Source organism: Winogradskyella poriferorum, from assembly GCF_036553625.1.
GTDB lineage: Bacteria > Bacteroidota > Bacteroidia > Flavobacteriales > Flavobacteriaceae > Winogradskyella > Winogradskyella poriferorum.
The window spans coordinates 214,023-233,618 of sequence record NZ_JAZHOU010000003.1; the positions used below are offsets into that span (position 1 = coordinate 214,023).

Here is a 19,596-nt window from a genome sequence, read left to right on the forward strand (position 1 = left end):
ATTAATATTTTCCGAAAAGTTCTTCTAACTTTTTAGTTCGGTAATTAAAAATTTCTTCAAGTTTTGGTTTTACCAAAATAGGGTGTGCCAATTGCCCTAAGATACCCATAGGAATTTTATAATCTACAATGTCTTCCATTTCTACACCACCTTCAATTGGTTTTATAAAATGTTTATGGTGCCAGAGCGAATAAGGTCCAAATCGTTGTTCATCCACAAAATATTCTTTGTCTTTAACATGGGTAATTTCTGTTACCCATTTTGTTTTAATTCCTAAAACAGGTGTGACAATATATTGAATAATTTGCCCAGGAAACATTGGCCTGTCTGCACCAGAAAGTATATGAAAACCCATATAGTCTGGTGTGATGGTTTTTAAGTTTCTAGGATCAGATAGAAAATCCCATGCTTGGTCTACAGAAATTGGTAAATTCTGCTTTTTATGTAAGGTATAAATTTTCATGTTTAATTATTTAAAACGATATAAGCATTAAGCGATGTTGCAATGCATAGCCATACAATGTAGGGTAGAAGTAGATATTTTGCATATTTTAACCTGTCACTTCTAAATGTTATGAAAAAATAAAGTATAACTAAGGTTAGAAGAATAATAATTCCAAGTCCAACTGTTGTTAAATGCTTGTTGAAAAATACGTAGTTCCAACCAACATTTAGTATAACCTGAAAAATATAAATTATCCATAAATATCTTGAAGCTCTAAGTATAAAGAGTTCTGCTAAATACCAAGAAAAGCAAGCCATAATGGTACTCCAAGCCACACCAAATACCCAACCAGAGGGTGTCCATGGCGCCTTATTTAAACCTAAGTACCAATCAGATGTCGGACCATTATTCATTAACCAGCTACCTAGTGCTAAACCACCAAAATTAATAGCTAAAAAGAGTATGAAATATAAGATTTTCTTGTTCAATGCAAAATTATTTAAGCGCTTCTAATCGTTCTAAAACTTTTTGAGCTTCAGTATATTTTAAGTCACTTGCCGCTCTGTTAGTCGTTGATAACTTATGCCATTCTGCCATAAGTTTTTCATATTGCTTTTGTAATTTTTCTTTTTCGGTACTTTTTTTAAACAATCCAAACATAACTATTTCAAGTATTTTGTAATTCTGGAATTGGTTGGTTTTGTAATAGAATAAAAATAATCTAAAAATTCACCTTGTTCATCAATAAGATATTTTTGAAAATTCCATTTTACTACAGAATTTTGTTTGCCATTTAAGCGTTTTGATGTAAGCCATTCATAAAGTGGGTGTTGGTGATCTCCTTTTACATTAATCTTTTCGGTGATTAGAAAAGATACACCATAATTGACTTGGCAAAATTCTTCAATATCTTCTGCTGTACCAGGTTCCTGAGCACCAAATTGATTACACGGCACACCAATAACTACCAATTGATCCTTATAGTTATCTGCAAGTTCTTGTAGTTCTCTGTATTGAGGTGTAAATCCACATTTAGAAGCTACATTGACAAAGAGTATTTTTTTACCCTTAAAATCTGAAAGGTCTACTGGCTTTCCTTGTAAACTATTAATTCTGATTGCATACAATGGTTGTAATGCGTTTTGTTTTATATCCCTGTCAGATACTTTTAATGTGCCAACAAATGCTTTCATCGGATTCATAATCTAAATTTTAAAACTTACAATACCGCAATCCATTTCAAAAACTTGTCCTGATAGCGAAGCTGCTTTATTAGATAACAAGAATGCTGCCATGTCAGCAACCTCTTCTGGTTGAAGTATTTTTTTAAGAGGATGACGTTCGTTCATTTTTTCAATCATACTGTCATTTCTTAATAGCTTTGAAGCTAATTCTGTATTGGTAACAGTTGGAGCAATAGCATTTACACGAACAGTTGGTGCTAATTCAGCACCCAAAGATTTTGTTAAACCTTCAATAGCAGATTTTGAAGCCGCAACACTCGCATGAAAAGGCATTCCTAATTTTGCCGCAACGGTACTAAACATTACAATTGATGGATTATTTCCTTTTTTCAATGCTGGTAAATATTTTTGAACGGCCTTTACCGCTCCAATAACATTGATATTAAAATCATCTTGAAAATCTTCAATGCTTAAACGATTAATAGGTTTAAGATTAATACTTCCAGGACAATAAACTAGTCCGTCTGCACTTTCAATATCAGGTAGATCATCTGTGAGAATATCACATGTATAATGGGTTACATTACCACTAGAAATTTCTGGTTCAGTTCTACTGATATTAATAATGTTATCGTAAGAAGAAAACAAAGACGAAATTAAGGCTTTACCAATGCCTTTGCTTCCTCCTATAACAATTATACTCTTCATTATGCTGCAGTTAATGGCTTACCTTTTAGACGCTTTTCAATCTTTTGCTTTATAACTGTAAGGCGTTTCATAAGGTCCATAAGTTTTTGATCTTTCTTCTTTTTATAGATCTCATTAACACCAAGAATGATGTCTTTTGCTTCTCTAGCAGCTAAAATTCTGTCGCTTGTTGTTTTGAATGAAAACTTTCTGTTTTCGAATTCTTTGGCTTGCTCTATTATATCCATAACTTAATTATTTATGTAATTTTGAATTTCATTGATTTTTTCTGGCGTATTAAAAATTCCGCCATAGTACGTCGTTACTGTGGTAGAGGTGTCATCTTTTACACCTCTTGAAGATACACAAAGGTGTTTGGCATCGATGATTACAGCAACATCTTCGGTTTCTAATACCGTTTTTAGTTCGTTAGCAATCTGATTTGTTAATCGTTCTTGTACCTGAGGCCTTTTGGCATAATATTGAACAATTCTATTAAGCTTAGATAGTCCAATAACTTTACCTGAAGATTTGTAAGCAATGTGTGCTTTTCCTATAATTGGTACAAAGTGATGTTCGCAGTTAGAATAAAATGTAATATTCTTTTCAACCAACATTTGATTGTATTGATATTTATTGTCGAAAAGAGCAACTTTAGGTTTGTTTTCTGGATCTAACCCAGAAAAGATTTCTTCTACATACATTTTAGCGACTCTATCTGGTGTTCCTTTAAGGGAATCATCTGTAAGATCTAAACCAAGTACATCCATTATTTCTGAAAACAGAATAGAAATACGTTGCTTTTTTTCATCATTAGACATTTCAAAAGCATTTGCTTTCATTGGTGTGTCTAAACCAGTAAATAAATGGTCATCTCCAATATCATCTATAGATAATCCATTAAGTTGATGACCATTTTTGTTAGGAATAATTTTCGTTTTCATAGCATCTTTTTAATGTGCTGTCTTTAAGTACTCCAAGCTTAAATCAAAGCACGAGTTAACGTTTTGAAATAGAGTTGTGTGTTATTGTTTTTTGTCGTGAGCATTTAAATCTACCCTTGTCGAACGTTCTTTTCTTTATATGTTTAGTGGCTCTTCCTTGCACGCGCTTTCTCCATAATCTAAAACTACTGGGTTTTAATTCTCTTCGCATTAAGGTTATAACCTCTTGCTCTTTTAAATCAAATTGAAATTTTATGGCCTCAAAAGGTGTTCGGTCTTCCCATGCCATTTCAATAACCCGATCAATATGTCTTTGTGTTAAATCCATAAGGTGTCGGGCATTTTATAAAGCATATCATACTTTGTTTTTTGGTCGATTAACTTGTCAAAAAATTTCTTATTTTCTTTAAAAGTTTTGTTAGCTCTAAAGTGCACAAATTTTCCTTGCGCATGTATGCTAGAACCATTGATTTTATAAATAACCAAATGGTAATAAGGTATAATCCAAGTAAAGTTTTTTAAGCCTTTTGTAATATGAATTAGAATTCCTTTTGGGCGTAATTCAATGTTACCATAGTTAATATCTGATACCATGTTTAGCACCTGCTGTAAATTAGGACTAACTTCGTCTATAATCATACGCTTAGAGCCTACACCATTTAATTTCAATTTCTGTACCAAACTAAAAGGACTGCCAACAAGGTCTGCAATGATTTGTTTGTGTTCAGAATTATAATGTGTAGTTTCTATTAGCATACTCAAATATACAAAATGTTTAATCTTTGTTCTTAAAAGTTAAACAAAAATTAACAAGGAATTATGATAGTACTATTTTTACAATGAGAAGAGAGCTTCTTAGTTGTGACGCAAAAGGCTGTTTCTATCTTGTAGTGTATGTCGTTTTAATATGCGAAAACTTTCTTTTACAACTTCTGGATCGTTTTTCATATTCCATAGAATATCGCTGGCACGCTTTCTGTTTTCCTTTATGTCTACAATTGGTTCTGGGTAGTCTTCACCTAATTTAAAGTTGTATAACCCTTGTTCTAATTCGGTCATTAAATAAGGTTCGTGAATAAAAGGCACATCTAAATGTGCAAGTTCTGGTACCCATTTTTTTATAAACTCAGCATCAGGATCGTGTTTAAGTCCGTTTAATGTTGGATTATAAATTCTTAGATTATTAATTCCGGTTTCACCTGCTTGCATTTGCAATTGCGGAAAATGAATACCAGGTTCAAAATCTAAAAACTGTTGCGATAAGTGTTCTGAGGCATTTTGCCAAGGCTGCCACAAAATATGTGTAAAAAAGGATACTAACATGGCACGCATTCTAAAGTTTACATAACCAGTCTCTACTAAACAACGCATGCTTGCATCTACTAGAGGGAAACCTGTTTGGCCTTCCTTCCAGGCTTGTTGGTATTTTAAGGAAATACTCTTTTTTAATTTTTGATATCCTTTGTTAACGCTTTCGTTTTCCATGGTATGTTCCATTTCAAACTTTTGAATAAAATGGGCTTGCCATCGTAATCGCGATAAAAAACCGCCAATATGTCTTTTATCGTTGCTTTGTTCTTTAAGGTTTTGAGCTTTTTGAAAAATCTGTCGGATAGAAACATTTCCCCAAGCAATATAAGGCGAAAGCCTACTGCAACTTGTACGTGATGCTTCTGGTTTTGATATGTTGAACATATAGTCTTTATGACGATTCTCAAAAAATGACGAAGCATATTTCCAAGCAGTAGAACTTCCACCTTTTTGAAATATTGAGTCTTTTGGTGTGTCTAAGTCTGTAACTGTTAGTACACTTTCTAATTTTGTTATGGCATTAAGATGAAGTAACTGATTTTCTTCTGGATTAAACTCTAGAAGTGGTTGACTCATATAATCTTCCCATTGTTCTAACCAGTTGTCTCTATTGGTTAGTCCACGTTCTACACCATTGTTTTTACTTTGGTTCCAGCGGATGAAGTTATTACGACAGTAACGTGTAAATTCTTTATCTCTATTGTATGTCACTAAAATGCCAGTTTCTACATGAGAGAAAATGGCATCTATTTTATAGAACTCTTGAATTAAATTAAATGCTGTTTGAATATCGCTTGTAACGCTTAATACTTTAGTGTTATATGGCTCTAGTTGCTTGTTTAGGTCATTGATTGATTCTTTAATAAAGTTAAAATGTCGTTCACTATAATGATTGTCGTTTAGTAAGATATGTTCAAACACATAAAGAAGTAGCGTAGGTTTGCCAGTATAGAGCGCATTAGTAATGGCTTCATTATCCTGAAGTCGTAAATCGCGCTTTAGCCATACAACATTAATATTTGGTTTGTCTGTCATTATAGTGTTTTGAGGAATTTTTCTGCGTTATTAAAATGGTTTTCTAGCGTATCCTTTTTCATACGATCTAGATTACCCAAGAGCATACCTAATCTAGGATTGCTCTCAAAAAAATCACGATGTTTATCCACAAAGGTCCAAAACAAGCCATCCCAAGTGTCTTGCCATTCACCTTTGCTGTAGTTGCTCATTTTCATAATGTAGTTGCTGCTGCTTATGTATGGTTTTGTAGACATTAAACCACCATCGGCAAACAAACTCATGCCATACACATTAGGCACCATAACCCAATCGTAGGAGTCTATAAACAGTTCCATAAACCATTGGTAAACTTCATCTGGATCGAACTCGCAAAGCACCATAAAATTGCCAAGAATCATTAAGCGTTCTATATGGTGTGCATAACCTATTTTTAGTGCTTTTTTTATCACATCATCTACGGGTTTTATACCTGTAGAACCATCGTAAAATGATGCAGGAATTTTTCGATCAAAGTTCCAGAAGTTTTTAGTGCGCTCTTCTGTGCCTTTTACCTCGTAAACACCTCTTATAAATTCGCGCCAACCCAAAATTTGTCTAACAAAACCTTCTGTTGAATTGATGGGTACGTCATTGTCTTTAGCATAAGCAATGGCTTTATCAATAATGCTTGAAGGGTTTAGTAAACCAACATTAATTAAAGGTGAAAGTAAACTGTGGTTTAAAAAATGTTCTTCCTTTACAATGGCATCTTCAAACACACCAAATTCATGAAAACGGTATTCAAAAAACTGCTGCAACCATACTTCAGAGGATTCAAAATCTATAGGATAATTGATAAAGTCATTCAATTCACCATAGTGATTATCAAAATGTTTCTCTGTGTACGTTTTCGCTTCCTCATAGTATTCAGACCGTTCAGGAAACTGAATATTTGGTGGTGTTTTGTCTTTTGGATATTTCTTTCGGTTTTCAGAATCGTAAGTCCATTTACCTCCTTCAGGTTCATTGGAAACCATTAAAATGTCTCGATTTTTTCGTTGTTCTTTATAAAATGAAGTTTGAAAAAATTTCTTTTTTGAAGGTTTAAAAAACGAGCTGAGATCTTTTTTTGTATTGATAAATAAAGGACTTTCGTACCATTCAATTGATATGTCTTTTGAATTTGATTTAATACGCTTTTCTAACCAATTATCTGTTGGGTCAATGACATGAAGTGTTTTAGCACCATTGTCAATGAGTTTAGGTATCAATGTTCTGATATCACTATCGTCTGAAGTTGCTTCAATATAATTTACTGTCTTGCCTTTCGATTTTAAATAATCTTCATAAGCCTTCATAGATGATCTATGGAACGCTATTTTCTGTTTATGAAATTTATAGTGTTTGAAAAACAGATATTCTTCAATGAGGTAAATAGCAGAATCGATTTCAAGAATAGGTGAATCCTGAAATAATTGATGTGGAAATAGTAATATGTAGTCGTTTTTTTTCATGTTTACTTCCTGCGAATGCAGGAATCTTATTTTAGTCTTATAATTTCTTTACTTATTTAGACCAACAAAATTTTAAAACTTGAAGGTTGTCTAATTCTTTTAATACAGCTTAAACGATAGATGTTACTACCGATAGAGAGATTCCTGTTTTCACAGGAATAAACTCGGTTGTAACCATAAACTTCTAAATTTTCCATTGCTATCGTAACGCTCGGCTTGCAATTGCACATTGAATTTACGATCACGAGGATCGTTACCAACTCCAGCTACATACATCCAATTGCCATAGTTGCTGTGCACATCATAATCGAGTAGGAGTGACTCAAAATATGCAGCACCTATGCGCCAATCTAACTCTAACTCTTTAGCAAAAAAGGATGCTACGTTTTGGCGACCTCTATTGCTCATCCATCCTGTTTCTTTAAGTTCTATCATATTGGCATTTACAAAGTCAGACGGTGTTTCACCATTTATCCATTGTTGAATCTGCGTTTGATTTGTAGACCAATTATAATCTTTGTTTAGTATACCTTCGAGTTTAAAAATCTGGTTGCCGTACTTCAGAGAAATGTATTTGAAATAGTCGCGCCAAATCAATTCAAAAATTAACCAGTAGGTGGATTGGTTTTTGTAATGTTCTTTTTCAAACTGCTTAACTTTCCAATAGATTGTTCGAGCAGATATACTGCCATTAGCCAGCCAAGGCGAAAATTTTGAACTGTAATCTTTGCCTACCAAACCATTTCTGGTTTTCTTATAAAAACCTAATTTTTTGGTGTTGAAAAAATAATCATCCAATCGGTTTTGGGCCGCAGTTTCACCACCTTTAAACGGAAATGCTGAGTGTGGATGTCTTCCAAAATTATTAAAGCCTAAATCTGAAAGCGATGGAATGTTTGTGGTATTTTCAAAACGATTGCTCTCCGGTAGTTTTGGTGTTTCAACCTCAGGTCTAATTCTGACGTATTTTTCTAATTTCTTTCTAAAAACCGTAAAGACTTGCGGTGTTTTTGAAATCTGAAAATTGATATCTTCAGGATGAAATAGAAATTGATTGTAAATGTGATGCCAAGTCACATTGTCAATGTTTGCTTTGACTACGTTTTCAGTGTCAATTTCTTCTTGTGTCCATTCCTTTTGAAGGTAAATGGCTTCAACATTTAGTGTGTTGCAAAGCTTCGGAATTATTACTTCGGGATGCTCGTTATACACTAGTAATTCTATGTTGAGTTGACTAAGTTGTACTTTTAAATCTTGGATAGTTTCAATTAAAAATTGTGCTCTAAATTTTTCTGTTTTTTTAAAACCAAAAGCATCAATTTGAAACTGTTTGGGATCGAAACAATACACACCAAAAACAGTATTACCATTTTTAGTAGCTTCGCTTAAAACAGTATTATCTACAGTTCTAAGATCATTTCTAAACCAAATCAGATTTTTTATGTCGTTTTTCTGCATTTTTCGCTACAATATTTTACGTTGTCCCAATTCTTTGCCCATTTTTTGCGCCAGGTAAAAGGTCGCTCACAAACTGGGCATATTTTTGTGGGCAGATGTTGCTTTTTTACACCTCTCATTCGGGTTTTATTAGGGCATTAATCATTCCTTTAAAAACAAAGGCATGAAATGGTAAAACCATATACCAATAGAGACGTCCCCAAAGTCCTTTTGGCCTAAATACGGCACGTTGGTAGAGTTTGTCTTTTACAATTTTGAACTCAAGCCAAGCTTCACCAGGTAGGCGCATTTCAGCAAATAAGAGTAGTCGTTTTTCTTGTTTGTCTGCAAAAAGTACGCGCCAAAAATCCAAAGGATCTCCAGCCTCAAGATAAGTGTCGTGCGTGCGTCCTCTTCTTAGTCCAACACCACCAAAGAGCTTATCTACATAGCCTCTTATTTTCCATAAACCATTGAAACTATACCAGCCGTTTCGGCCTCCAATACTCCAGATTTTATTCAGTGTATAATCTTCATTTTCTATAGTTCTAGAGCGTATATCTTTAAAACAGCCATACTGTGGTAATTCTATATGTTTTGAAAGCTGGTCTTTAAATCGTCCACTACTAACTGCGTCTTTCCAACTAGATATTACACTGTTTTGCTCAATTCTTTGAAAAGCTAATTCAACAGCCTCTTTATAAGAAAGCGGCGAAATGTCTATATGTGTATTGATATCACTTGGTTTACCAATGACTTCTACTTTCATGCTATCCACCAAGGCTTGTGCCAATTGAAATGATGTTGAAGTGACAAAATAGAGCCAATACGATGACAGTTTTGGACTTAAAACAGGTAACGTGTAGATATACCGTTTTAAACCACGTACTTCCGCAAATTGCAAAAGCATTTCCTTATAGGTTAATACTTCAGGACCAAAAATGTCATAGGATTTATTGTAAAGTACTTCTTTACCTAGGGCTTGTGATAAGTAGGTGAGTACATCTCTAATACCAAGCGGTTGAGTTTTTGTATTCAACCATTTTGGTGTAACCATAACCGGAAGCTTCTCTACGATGTCTCTTATAATTTCGAAGGAAGCACTACCACTACCTACAATAATACCTGCTCTAAATGTTGTTAGGGCATAGCTATCAGATTTTAAAGTTTCTTCAACTTGTAAGCGAGACTTTAGATGTTTAGAAAGCGAATCATCGTTAACGATACCACTGAGATAGATGACTTGTTTACATTCAGTAGCTTCAACAAGATTTTTAAAATTATGAGCACACTGACGTTCTAAATCTTCAAAATCGTCGGCATTTGTAGCCATGGAATGGATGAGGTAATAAGCGGCTTCTATGGTTTTTGGAATTTTATTAGGTTCTGGACTTAGAAAATCCATTTTTATAAAAGAACATTGCGGATGTTCTTCAATTTCATCTGGAATACGATTTAAATCACGAACACAACAAACCAACTCATGTCCTTCCTCAAGAAGTTGAAGTGCTAATCTTTTGGCTATGTAGCCTGTTGTTCCTGTAATTAGTATTTGCATTAGTCATTAGGTATTGCAAATTCTGGTTTTGGTCGTTGGTATTCTAATCGCTGTTTTAAATTTGGGATGGCATAACCGTTTAAACCATTAATAGTGGCTACTTTGGCTTTAGATAAGTTTATAAATCCATCCTTTTCTAACAAATCGTCTTGCACGTAAAGATTTTCGATTTTTCCTATTAAAAGTATGGTATTATTAGCTTCAATCGCATATTCCTCTACATAGCTCATGGCCATTTGTATCGGACAACCCTTTACAAAAGGTGCAAAAAAATTATCTTTATATTCTTCTTCTAATTTAGTGGTATCAAATTCTGAAATTTGTGCATCGTATTTCGCTGAGGTATGATGTGCGTCTTCTAAAATATCTTCATGAATATGATTTATGGTGAATTTCCCAGTAGACCTTATGTTATCATAAGTATTTCGAATAACTGTTGTTGGTCTTAGGAAAAAACCTAATAAAGCAGGATTAGAACCTAAATGCGTAATGGAACTAAAAACCGCAACATTTGTAACATCTAAATTGTCTTTAGTACCAATTAGATTCGCAGATTTGTAACCACTACAACTGTTAATTAGGTTGATGCGGTACAAATGATGCATGTTGTCTATGTCTTGGATACTAAAGGTTGCCATATTAAAGATTTATAAAATTGTTGATTTTGATGTTTTTCGCCTTAAGGTCAAACATTAAGTTGTACAGTCCGAAGAAGGTTCGGTTAATGTAAATAAAATGCTTAGAGCCACGATTGCCATTCATGTTGCGCAATTCTGTACTTTTAGAATATTTCTGACCCATTTCTGTAATTCTTCCAAAGAAATTAGCATCCGAAAAGTCAAATTCTTCTGAGTGAAATGGTTGTGTAAATAAGCTTAATAGCTCGTGAAACATATCAGTAAAAAAGATAATCTCTTCTTCGGAATCATCTTTTCTTAATATTTCAAGTTCGTAGAGTTTTTCTTTGAATTTTTTAGGATTATTGATGGTGTCTTTTTCCGCAAGTTCAAAGTAAGGTTTATAAAACTCCTCAGGAATTGATTTCATACAACCAAAGTCTAGGGCAATAAGTTGTCCGTCTTTAGAAATTAAAAAATTACCTGGATGCGGATCCGCATGCACTTTTTTAAGGTTATGAATTTGAAACATATAGAAGTCCCATAAAGCTTGACCTAATTGAGTTGCTAACGCTTGATCTGTATTATGACTGGCGAATTCAGAAAGATGCTCACCTTCCATATAATCCATGGTTATAATACGTTCAGAAGATAAATCTTCATAATATTCTGGGAACTTCAAATTTGGAATGTGTTTACAAGCGTCTACAACAGCTTTGCTTTGTGCTATTTCGAGATTGTAATTGGTCTCTTCTGTAAGTTTGTCTTCAACTTCTTTGAAATACTTGTCGGAATCTTTTCCTTTTATATTAAACATCTTTATAGCCACTGGTTTTACCAGTGCTAAATCTGATGCGATACTCTCTGCAACTCCAGGATATTGGATTTTCACAGCAAATTTTTTCCCATCCTTTTCTGCAATATGGACCTGGCCAATACTGGCAGCATTGACTGAAGTTGCATTGAAAGTATCAAATAAATCATCAGGATGTTTCCCAAAGTATTTTTTAAATGTTTTTATAACTAATGGAGGTGACAATGGTGGCACAGAAAATTGAGACAGGGAAAATTTTTCTACATAAGCTTGTGGTAAAATGCTCTTTTCCATGCTAAGCATTTGCGCTACTTTAAGTGCACTGCCTTTAAGTTGTTTTAAGCTGTCGTAGATGTCCTCCGCATTATTTTGATTTAGGCGTTCTTTGGCTTCGGCTTCAGATTTGGTAATCTTATCACCATAATATTTTAAGTAGTTTACACCAACTTTTGCACCTGTGGTTACCAGTTTTGAGGCACGAGATATTTTTGATATAGGTATGCTATCTATGGTCTTCATTTAATTGCTGTGTATTTTTTCTTTGTAAATAAACTTCCCAAAGTCAATTAAACTTTTCAGTGGTGTTGTGTCTATTAGGTCAAAACTTGCACGTACCGATTTTTCAATGAAGACATCTGTTTTTTCAAATGACGGAGAACTGTCATCTAACCAAAATTTCATCGTTAGAAGCAATTGCAACCATGCTGATTCTTTTAGGCTGCGTTGCTGTAGTTTGGTTAACTGCTCTTGTTTTAAATCAATGGTCTTGATGTTAAGCAATTCAATGAAATTTGTAAAACGCTGTTTTAAAGGTGCTAAAGTGCGTAGCGTTTTTAATGACGTTTTATGTTCGCCCAAGGCATAAGTTACGTAACTTCTATTTGCTGTTAGAATTTCAAAAAAAGTGAAATAAAAACTTAAAAGTTTGTCTCGCGCGTCGAAAGAAGCGTAATCATTGCTTTTCTCTAAAACTGTAATTGTATTATCAAAGAATATTTTGAAGATGGATTGTTCTAAAACATCAAATGACGAAAAGAACTGATAGAATTGTTGTTCTTCAAAATTATTGTCCTTTGCAAACACATATACCGATTTTGGTTGTTGGCTATGTGTAAGGACATAATCCATATAATAAGAAATAAGATCTGCTTGTTTTATATTTTTTTTCTTTGCCATTGTAGTTTATTTACAATGTAAAGATACAAAATGTTTAACGATATAAATTAAAAGTTAAACAAAATTTAACTCCCAATATAAAGCAAGCAGATTTTAGGCTTATACTTTTGATTTGGTATAGTACTTTTTGCGTAACCAAAAAGCGACACGTACCAAAAGAATTAATGCTGGTACTTCTACTAAAGGTCCAATTACTCCAGTAAAGGCCTGACCAGAATTAAGTCCAAAGACTGCTATGGCAACTGCTATAGCTAATTCAAAATTATTACCAGCTGCTGTAAAAGCAATCGCTGCATTTTTATCATAAGGTGCGCCTATTACTTTACTCACAAAAAAGCCAATAAGAAACATTACAGTAAAATAGATTAACAAAGGTATGGCTATGATTAGTACATCACCAGGAATCTCAACAATCAGTTCACCTTTTAATGAAAACATCACAATAATTGTAAATAACAATGCAATAAGTGTTAATGGTGAAATTGTTGGGATAAACTTTTGTGTATACCAAGCTTCATCTTTAAGTTTTACCAGTATTACGCGCGACAATATGCCAAGTAAAAAAGGAATACCTAAATAAATAGCAACACTCTGTGCGATGGTTGCAATAGATATATCTACAATGGCACCTTCAAAACCAAAATAGGGTGGTAGCACAGTGATAAACAGATAAGCATAAAAGCTATAGCCAAACACCTGAAAAATACTATTTAAAGCCACTAAACCAGCACCATACTCACTACTACCTTCTGCCAAATCGTTCCATACTAATACCATAGCTATACAACGTGCCAAACCAATTAGAATAAGACCTACCATATATTCTGGGTGATTTTGAAGAAATAGTATAGCCAAAACAAACATTAAAACAGGACCAATAATCCAGTTTAGCACTAATGAAATGGATAATATTTTTACATCCTTAAAAACTTTAGGTAGTAAACTATAATTAACTTTTGCCAATGGAGGATACATCATTAATATAAGTCCGATGGCAATAGGAATGTTTGTAGTGCCACTACTATAGGAGTTAATTAGCTCTGGAAATTTTGGAAAGAAGTAACCTATCCCAATTCCCAAAATCATAGCTAAAAATATCCATAATGTAAGGTAGCTATCTAAAAAATTTAGTTTCTTTTTCATTTTTGATTAGTGCTTTATCTGAGAAAAAACAAACTTCATTTCAGTGGCAATTTGAGTGCTACGTTCCAAGTACTTTTCGGCTTGTTGTGGTGTGCCATCCGCTATTTTTGGATCTTCGTAAGTAATAGGAATACGCTTTTCTGCACCAGCAATAAAAGGACAGCCTTGATCTGCCGAAGAGCAAGTCATTATGGCTGCAAAACCGTTTTGAGGATTAAATTCTGAATTAATAGTTTTTGAAAATCCGATGATAGGATGTGCGTTTTCAGCGTATTTTAAACTGTAAACCGGATTGTTTCCTTTAGAAAGTTTATCAACTTTAAAACCTGAATTAGAAAGTGTTTCTGCAGCCACAGGAAATAATGCTGTGGCCTCTGTACCTGCAGAATAGCAAAACAAGTTCTCTATGCCAAAATAAGAGGCAGTCGCTTGTGCCCAAGCTTGTGAGAGGTGACTTCTTCTAGAATTGTGCGTGCAGATGAAATTGAGATTGATCATCTGCTTTGTATCAACTTTAGATTGAATAAAATCTATTAAAGGTTGTAAAACAGCTTTCCTTTCTTCTGAAATTATAGATGTATCAAGACTATCTATTTTTTCTGATAATTTTGAGAATAACATGCCTAGTTGGGGAATTTATATGATTTAACAACAATTACCATCAGGTGAACAACAAGGCTCATCATTTGTAATGTCTGCTAATTGAAGTTTTGGTTTCTTTTCCTTTTTTCCTGGTTTTTCAGCATAAACTGTAATACTGAAAATACCAACATTATCAGAGTTAAACTGTTTAATCATTTCCTCATCTAAATACTTGCTTAAGATATCTTCAGGAATAGTGATAGGCTTTTCTTTTTGAATATTAACATTAACAAAGCCTTGATCAGAAATATGTTTGAGATACTCTTCTTTCTGAATAGCTCCAGCAACACATCCTGCATACATTTCGGCATCTTCTTTTAAAGCTTTAGGTAGGTCACCAACTAAAACGATATCTGAAATACTAAAATGACCTCCAGGTTTTAATACTCTGAAAATTTCACTGATAACTTTTTGTTTGTTAGGCACTAGATTAAGTACACAATTGCTCACAATGACATCGGCAATATTATCAGAAACAGGCATATTATCAATATCACCTTCTCTGAATTCAACATTGTTGTAGCCAAGTTTTTCAGCATTAATGCGTGCCTTTTGTATCATAATAGGAGTGAAGTCTATACCAATAACTTTTCCTTTGCTACCAGTTTCATGTCTCGCTACAAAACAATCGTTACCAGCACCAGAGCCTAAATCTATAACGGTATCACCTTTTTGTATTAAAGCGAATTGTGTTGGTAACCCGCAACCTAAACCTAAATCAGCATCACTGACATAACCTTTAGTTTCGGAGTAATCATCCATCATTATGTTATAAACTTTGTTGGATGGAGTAGTGGCACCACAACAAGATGAAGCATTTTCAATCTTACCTTGCTCGGCAATTTTTGCATATTGTTCTTTTACGATGTCTTTAAGTTCTTGTTCAGTTTTCATAATTATATGTTTTGTATTGATGTATAATCATTATGGTTTAACAACAGTTAGGTTTTTTAGATTCATAATCCAGAAACTGAGAGATAAGATCCTTTGCATTAGTCCAATTATCTTCATCTATACAATAGCACACACTAGTGCCTTCTATATTTCCTTTGATTAATCCAATATTTTTTAATTCTCTGAGATGTTGAGAAATTGTAGCTTGTGCTAAACCAATTTCCTCCACCAAATCACCACAGATACAGGTATTAGAATTGATTATATGCTGTAAAATAGCAACTCTTGCAGGATGTGCAAACGCTTTTGCTACTGTGGCAATTTGGTTTTGCTCATTTGTAAAAATTTCAGATTTAGTAAGTCCCATTATTCTCTTTAATTATTATATTGCAATATTACGATAAAAGAAATTTAATATCGTTATATAGATGTTATTTCTTTTGTTAAAGTTTCATTTTAAGGATTCATTAACATTCTTAGGTAGGCTTATATTGTAATTTTAGCGTTAATAACAATCAACACTTTTCAAAAATGAAAAAACTAATACTTTTTGTATTTGCATTGACACTTACAGTTTCTGTAAATGCTCAATTACAGACACCACAACCTAGTCCTTTTAGTAAGGTAGAGCAGAAGGTTGGATTAACAGATGTTACAGTAGAATATTCTAGACCTAACATGCGAGGCAGAAAAATCTTCGGAGATTTAGTGCCTTTCGGAAAGTTATGGAGAGCAGGAGCTAACAAAAATACTGTTGTTACTTTTAGTGATAATGTTACAGTAGGCGATAATGAGTTAAAGGCAGGTAGCTATGCAATTTTTATCACTCCTTCAGAGAAATCTTGGGAAGTTGTTTTTTATACAGATACTAATAATTGGGGAACGCCACAAAAATGGGATGAGTCTAAAGTTGCTGCTAAAGTAAAGGCTGAAGTTTATGAATTACCTATTGATATTGAGACGTTCACAATTTCTTTTGATGATTTAACCAATGATTCTGCAATGATTGGTTTTATGTGGGAAAAAGCATACGCAGCTGTTAAGTTTGATGTGCCTACAAAAGCAAAAGTAGCAGCTTCCATAAATAAAGTAATGTCAGGCCCTTCTGCAAATGATTATTATTCTGCAGCTGTGTATAATTTATCTGAAGGTAAAGATTTAGAGCAAGCAATGGAGTGGATTGATAAGGCTGTAGAAATGACAAAAGATGAGCCTCGTTTTTGGTTTCTAAGACAGCAGTCCTTAATTCATGCGGCAAATGGAGATAAAAAAGGTGCTATTGCTGCAGCTAAGAAGTCTCTTGAAGGTGCAAAAGAAGCAAAAAATGCAGACTACATAAAAATGAATGAAGATTCTTTAAAAGAATGGGGAGCTATGTAATTATAGCCTCACTAATAATAAAAAAACGCAACTTATTGAGTTGCGTTTTTTTTTACTTGTAATCTAGACCTATACGTTTTCTAACCATATCTAAAGTTGAAATAAGTTCTTTGCTTTTTTCAAAAGTCATAACATCACTTTCAATTTTACCTTTTCTTATGAGTTGATTGAAATGTTCTGTTTCGTAACTATAACCTATGGTTTTATAATCAAAAGTTTTAAGTTCTTCATTGCCATTACTGTCAATTAGGCTTACTGTAGATGGTTGATGAAATTTTGTGTTAATTTTTATGATGCCCTCTTCGCAATGGAAAATTGCTTCTGTTTTAGTTTCTTCTTTTAGTGTGCTCTTTAAAATCGCTATAGCATTACTATAGTTAAAAATCATGTTACATTCAGCATCTGCACCAGTAGCAAAAAATTCAGCTCTAGCTTCTATGCTATCAGGTTTTCCTAAACTAGAGAGTGCAGCAAAAATAGGGTAGATACCAATATCTAAAAGACTACCACCTCCTACAGATTTATCTAATAATCTTGATGTTTCATCATACTCTGGTTTAAAGCCAAAATCAGCTTCAAGTTTTACAAGATCCCCATAATGCTTTTGCTCAATTAAATCTAAGACATATCTAAAATGAGGAAGAAATATAGTCCACATGGCTTCCATTAAAAGCGTATTTTTTTCTTTTGAAAGTTGAATCATTTCTTCAACTTCCTGTAAATCCATAGCAAATGGCTTTTCACACAACACAGCAATACCTTGATTGAGACATAAAAGGGTGTGTTCTTTATGAAAGCTATGTGGTGTTGCAATATAAACAGCATCAACATTAGGATCTAAACTTAACTCTTCGTAATTGCCATAAGCGACATCGGCATTGAATTCTTGACCAAAAATTTTAGCTTTCTCAAGATTTCTTGAAGCTATAGCGTATAATTTTGAATTAGGAACAGTACTTAAATCCTTTGCGAATTTAGTAGCGATTTTACCAGCTCCAATAATTCCCCAACGTATCGTTTTAGTTTCCATTATTTTGTGTTTTAGGTAATATAGGCTGAATTATATGTGCTATTATTATTACTAATATACAACCAAATAAATTGAGCCAGAGATAAGGCATCCAGTCAAAAGCCCAACCAATAATTACAATAAATTGTGTGATAAGTGCTCCTATAAAGACCGCATTTCCTTTTATGTGTTTAAAGAAAAAGGCCAGTAAGAAAATACCAAGAACATTACCATAGAATATAGAACCGATTATGTTTACGAGCTGAATTAAGTTTTCAGCCAAATCTGCAAAGCAGGCAATAATTATAGCTACAATTCCCCATCCAAATGTAAACCACTTGGTCATTTTTACCATGTGTGTTTCACCTTTATCTTCTTTGAGATTTCTACCATACAGATCAATCGAAGTAATCGTTGCTAAAGCATTAATTTCTGATGCCGTTGAAGACATTGCTGCAGATAAAATTACAGCCAATAATAAACCGATTAAACCTGTTGGTAAATGATTTAGAATAAACCGAATAAACATGTAATCTCGGTCATTGGTTTGTGTGTCTTTAGCTGCGTCTTTATAGAGTGTTTTTAGTTCAGCCGACTTGGTTTTGTAAGCTTCGCTTTTAGGGTTAGACTCTAGTTGTTTAACTGATTTTTCAAGAGCGATATAGTTTGCCTTGTATTCTGGGTCAATGGCTTTTTTTATCAAGAATTTAGACTCTAAGCGATACGTTTTTTCAATACTATCTATTTGAAATAATTCTTGTTTTAATTCAGGGTTTTCATCTTTTGCATAAGCTAAACTGAGTCGTTGCTTCATGTCAAACAATTCTGCTTGCTTATCTTGAAGTGCTCTATATTCATTTCCATATTCTGAAGCTAAAACGGTTTCCGTAGACTTATCAATAAAATTTAATGGTGAAGGGTTAAACTGATAAAACACAAACACCATAACACCAACCAGTAGAATAAAGAATTGCATAGGCACTTTTAGAAGCCCGTTAAAAAGTAAGCCCATTTGCATTTCTTTCATGCTCTTACCAGAAAGGTAGCGTTGCACCTGACTTTGATCTGTACCAAAATACGATAACATTAAAAATGTGCCACCAATTAGTCCTGTCCAAACGGTATAACGATTTTCTAAATCGAAAGAAAAGTCCAGAACCTGCATTTTTCCTGTAGCACCTGCAATATCAATAGCATCTACAAAAGAGACGTCATTAGGTATAAGATTAATGATGATTATTAGCGCAGCAATCATACCAGCAAAAATCACAAACATTTGCTGTTTTTGGGTTACAGTTACAGCTTTAGTACCACCAGAAACGGTATAGATAATAACTAAAACACCAATGATGATGTTGAGCGTTACAATGTTCCAACCTAATACAACAGATAGAATAATGGCAGGAGCGAATATGGTAATACCTGCTGCTAAACCACGCTGAATTAAGAATAAAATAGCAGTAAGTGTTCTGGTTTTTAAATCGAAACGATTTTCGAGAAATTCGTAAGCCGTATATACTTTAAGTCGATGGTAAATAGGGATAAATACCAGGCAGATGATAACCATAGCAATCGGCAAACCAAAATAGAATTGCACGAATCCCATACCGTCCGAAAATGCCTGACCAGTAGTAGATAAAAAGGTAATAGCACTCGCTTGGGTTGCCATGACGGACAAACCGATAGTCCACCATTTTGTAGAGTTACCTCCTCTAACATAATCCTGAACGTTTTTGCTACCTCTTGTTTTCCATGTGCCATAGCCTACAATTACAGCCAATGTAACAATGAGAACAGTCCAATCTATCCAGTCTAAAGTCTGTTGCATAAGCTTAGGCGAATGAA

24 protein-coding genes are annotated in these 19,596 nt (G+C 33.8%); 1 reads left to right on the forward strand and 23 read right to left on the reverse strand.

Annotation, left to right across the window (positions count from 1 at the left end; all coding sequences use genetic code 11):
* Position 1: 1 nt before the first annotated feature.
* The 21 genes from V1468_RS10535 to V1468_RS10635 form a co-directional block, all read right to left on the reverse strand.
* On the reverse strand, positions 2–463 hold the full coding sequence (locus V1468_RS10535) for an SRPBCC family protein (RefSeq protein ID WP_331810203.1): 462 nt from the start codon (positions 461–463) through the stop codon (positions 2–4).
* Positions 464–465: 2 nt separating this feature from the next.
* Positions 466–933, reverse strand: coding sequence for a TspO/MBR family protein (locus tag V1468_RS10540; protein WP_331810204.1), 468 nt, complete (start codon positions 931–933; stop codon positions 466–468).
* A 7-nt stretch (positions 934–940) separates the two neighbouring features.
* Positions 941–1,105, reverse strand: a complete 165-nt coding sequence (locus tag V1468_RS10545) for a Lacal_2735 family protein (RefSeq protein ID WP_331810205.1) — start codon at positions 1,103–1,105, stop codon at positions 941–943.
* Positions 1,106–1,107: 2 nt separating this feature from the next.
* Positions 1,108–1,647: a glutathione peroxidase gene (locus V1468_RS10550; RefSeq protein WP_331810206.1), complete on the reverse strand. Its 540-nt coding sequence runs from the start codon at positions 1,645–1,647 to the stop codon at positions 1,108–1,110.
* Positions 1,648–1,650: 3 nt separating this feature from the next.
* Positions 1,651–2,337 carry an SDR family NAD(P)-dependent oxidoreductase gene (locus tag V1468_RS10555; protein WP_331810207.1) on the reverse strand — a complete coding sequence of 229 codons (687 nt, stop codon included), beginning with the start codon at positions 2,335–2,337 and terminating at the stop codon, positions 1,651–1,653.
* Positions 2,337–2,564, reverse strand: a complete 228-nt coding sequence (locus tag V1468_RS10560; RefSeq protein WP_331810208.1) for a hypothetical protein — start codon at positions 2,562–2,564, stop codon at positions 2,337–2,339. The genes V1468_RS10555 and V1468_RS10560 overlap by 1 nt, the downstream gene beginning before the upstream one ends.
* A 3-nt stretch (positions 2,565–2,567) precedes the next feature.
* Complete coding sequence (gene folE, locus V1468_RS10565) at positions 2,568–3,260, reverse strand: GTP cyclohydrolase I FolE (protein WP_331810209.1); 693 nt, start codon at positions 3,258–3,260, stop codon at positions 2,568–2,570.
* A 55-nt stretch (positions 3,261–3,315) separates the two neighbouring features.
* Positions 3,316–3,588, reverse strand: a complete 273-nt coding sequence (locus V1468_RS10570; protein WP_331810210.1) for a TIGR03643 family protein — start codon at positions 3,586–3,588, stop codon at positions 3,316–3,318.
* A complete protein-coding gene (locus V1468_RS10575) occupies positions 3,579–4,016 on the reverse strand; it encodes a hypothetical protein (RefSeq protein ID WP_331810474.1) in 438 nt (145 codons plus the stop codon). The genes V1468_RS10570 and V1468_RS10575 overlap by 10 nt, the downstream gene beginning before the upstream one ends.
* Before the next feature lie 99 nt (positions 4,017–4,115).
* Positions 4,116–5,606, reverse strand: coding sequence for a cryptochrome/deoxyribodipyrimidine photo-lyase family protein (locus V1468_RS10580; protein WP_331810211.1), 1,491 nt, complete (start codon positions 5,604–5,606; stop codon positions 4,116–4,118).
* On the reverse strand, positions 5,606–7,081 hold the full coding sequence (locus tag V1468_RS10585) for a cryptochrome/photolyase family protein (RefSeq protein ID WP_331810212.1): 1,476 nt from the start codon (positions 7,079–7,081) through the stop codon (positions 5,606–5,608). Before V1468_RS10585 ends, V1468_RS10580 begins: the two co-directional genes overlap by 1 nt.
* Positions 7,082–7,231: 150 nt before the next feature.
* Complete coding sequence (locus V1468_RS10590) at positions 7,232–8,539, reverse strand: DASH family cryptochrome (protein ID WP_331810213.1); 1,308 nt, start codon at positions 8,537–8,539, stop codon at positions 7,232–7,234.
* Positions 8,521–8,658 carry a DUF2256 domain-containing protein gene (locus tag V1468_RS10595; protein WP_331810214.1) on the reverse strand — a complete coding sequence of 46 codons (138 nt, stop codon included), beginning with the start codon at positions 8,656–8,658 and terminating at the stop codon, positions 8,521–8,523. Before V1468_RS10595 ends, V1468_RS10590 begins: the two co-directional genes overlap by 19 nt.
* Entirely contained in the window at positions 8,655–10,076 is a 1,422-nt protein-coding gene (locus V1468_RS10600) for an SDR family oxidoreductase (RefSeq protein WP_331810215.1), read from the reverse strand. The genes V1468_RS10595 and V1468_RS10600 overlap by 4 nt, the downstream gene beginning before the upstream one ends.
* On the reverse strand, positions 10,076–10,714 hold the full coding sequence (locus V1468_RS10605; protein WP_331810216.1) for a flavin reductase family protein: 639 nt from the start codon (positions 10,712–10,714) through the stop codon (positions 10,076–10,078). The genes V1468_RS10600 and V1468_RS10605 overlap by 1 nt, the downstream gene beginning before the upstream one ends.
* 1 nt (position 10,715) lies before the next feature.
* Positions 10,716–12,026 carry an ABC1 kinase family protein gene (locus tag V1468_RS10610; RefSeq protein ID WP_331810217.1) on the reverse strand — a complete coding sequence of 437 codons (1,311 nt, stop codon included), beginning with the start codon at positions 12,024–12,026 and terminating at the stop codon, positions 10,716–10,718.
* Positions 12,027–12,683 (reverse strand): TetR family transcriptional regulator C-terminal domain-containing protein, encoded by a 657-nt coding sequence (locus tag V1468_RS10615; protein WP_331810218.1) that lies wholly within the window; start codon positions 12,681–12,683, stop codon positions 12,027–12,029.
* Between the two features lie 99 nt (positions 12,684–12,782).
* Complete coding sequence (arsB, locus tag V1468_RS10620) at positions 12,783–13,826, reverse strand: ACR3 family arsenite efflux transporter (protein ID WP_331810219.1); 1,044 nt, start codon at positions 13,824–13,826, stop codon at positions 12,783–12,785.
* Positions 13,827–13,832: 6 nt separating this feature from the next.
* Positions 13,833–14,447 carry an arsenate-mycothiol transferase ArsC gene (locus V1468_RS10625; RefSeq protein ID WP_331810220.1) on the reverse strand — a complete coding sequence of 205 codons (615 nt, stop codon included), beginning with the start codon at positions 14,445–14,447 and terminating at the stop codon, positions 13,833–13,835.
* Positions 14,448–14,471: 24 nt separating this feature from the next.
* Positions 14,472–15,362, reverse strand: a complete 891-nt coding sequence (locus V1468_RS10630; protein ID WP_331810221.1) for an arsenite methyltransferase — start codon at positions 15,360–15,362, stop codon at positions 14,472–14,474.
* A 37-nt stretch (positions 15,363–15,399) separates the two neighbouring features.
* Positions 15,400–15,729 carry an ArsR/SmtB family transcription factor gene (locus V1468_RS10635; protein ID WP_331810222.1) on the reverse strand — a complete coding sequence of 110 codons (330 nt, stop codon included), beginning with the start codon at positions 15,727–15,729 and terminating at the stop codon, positions 15,400–15,402.
* Between the two features lie 164 nt (positions 15,730–15,893).
* On the opposite strand from V1468_RS10635, the gene V1468_RS10640 reads away from it, so the two are divergent.
* The gene (locus tag V1468_RS10640; RefSeq protein WP_331810223.1) at positions 15,894–16,742 is read left to right on the forward strand and encodes a DUF2911 domain-containing protein; all 849 of its coding nucleotides are present in this window, start codon (positions 15,894–15,896) and stop codon (positions 16,740–16,742) included.
* A 52-nt stretch (positions 16,743–16,794) separates the two neighbouring features.
* Here V1468_RS10640 and V1468_RS10645 read toward each other — a convergent pair whose 3' ends face one another.
* Positions 16,795–17,772 carry a Gfo/Idh/MocA family protein gene (locus tag V1468_RS10645; RefSeq protein WP_331810224.1) on the reverse strand — a complete coding sequence of 326 codons (978 nt, stop codon included), beginning with the start codon at positions 17,770–17,772 and terminating at the stop codon, positions 16,795–16,797.
* Positions 17,762–19,579, reverse strand: coding sequence for a sodium:solute symporter (locus tag V1468_RS10650; protein ID WP_331810225.1), 1,818 nt, complete (start codon positions 19,577–19,579; stop codon positions 17,762–17,764). Before V1468_RS10650 ends, V1468_RS10645 begins: the two co-directional genes overlap by 11 nt.
* Positions 19,580–19,596 lie beyond the last annotated feature (17 nt).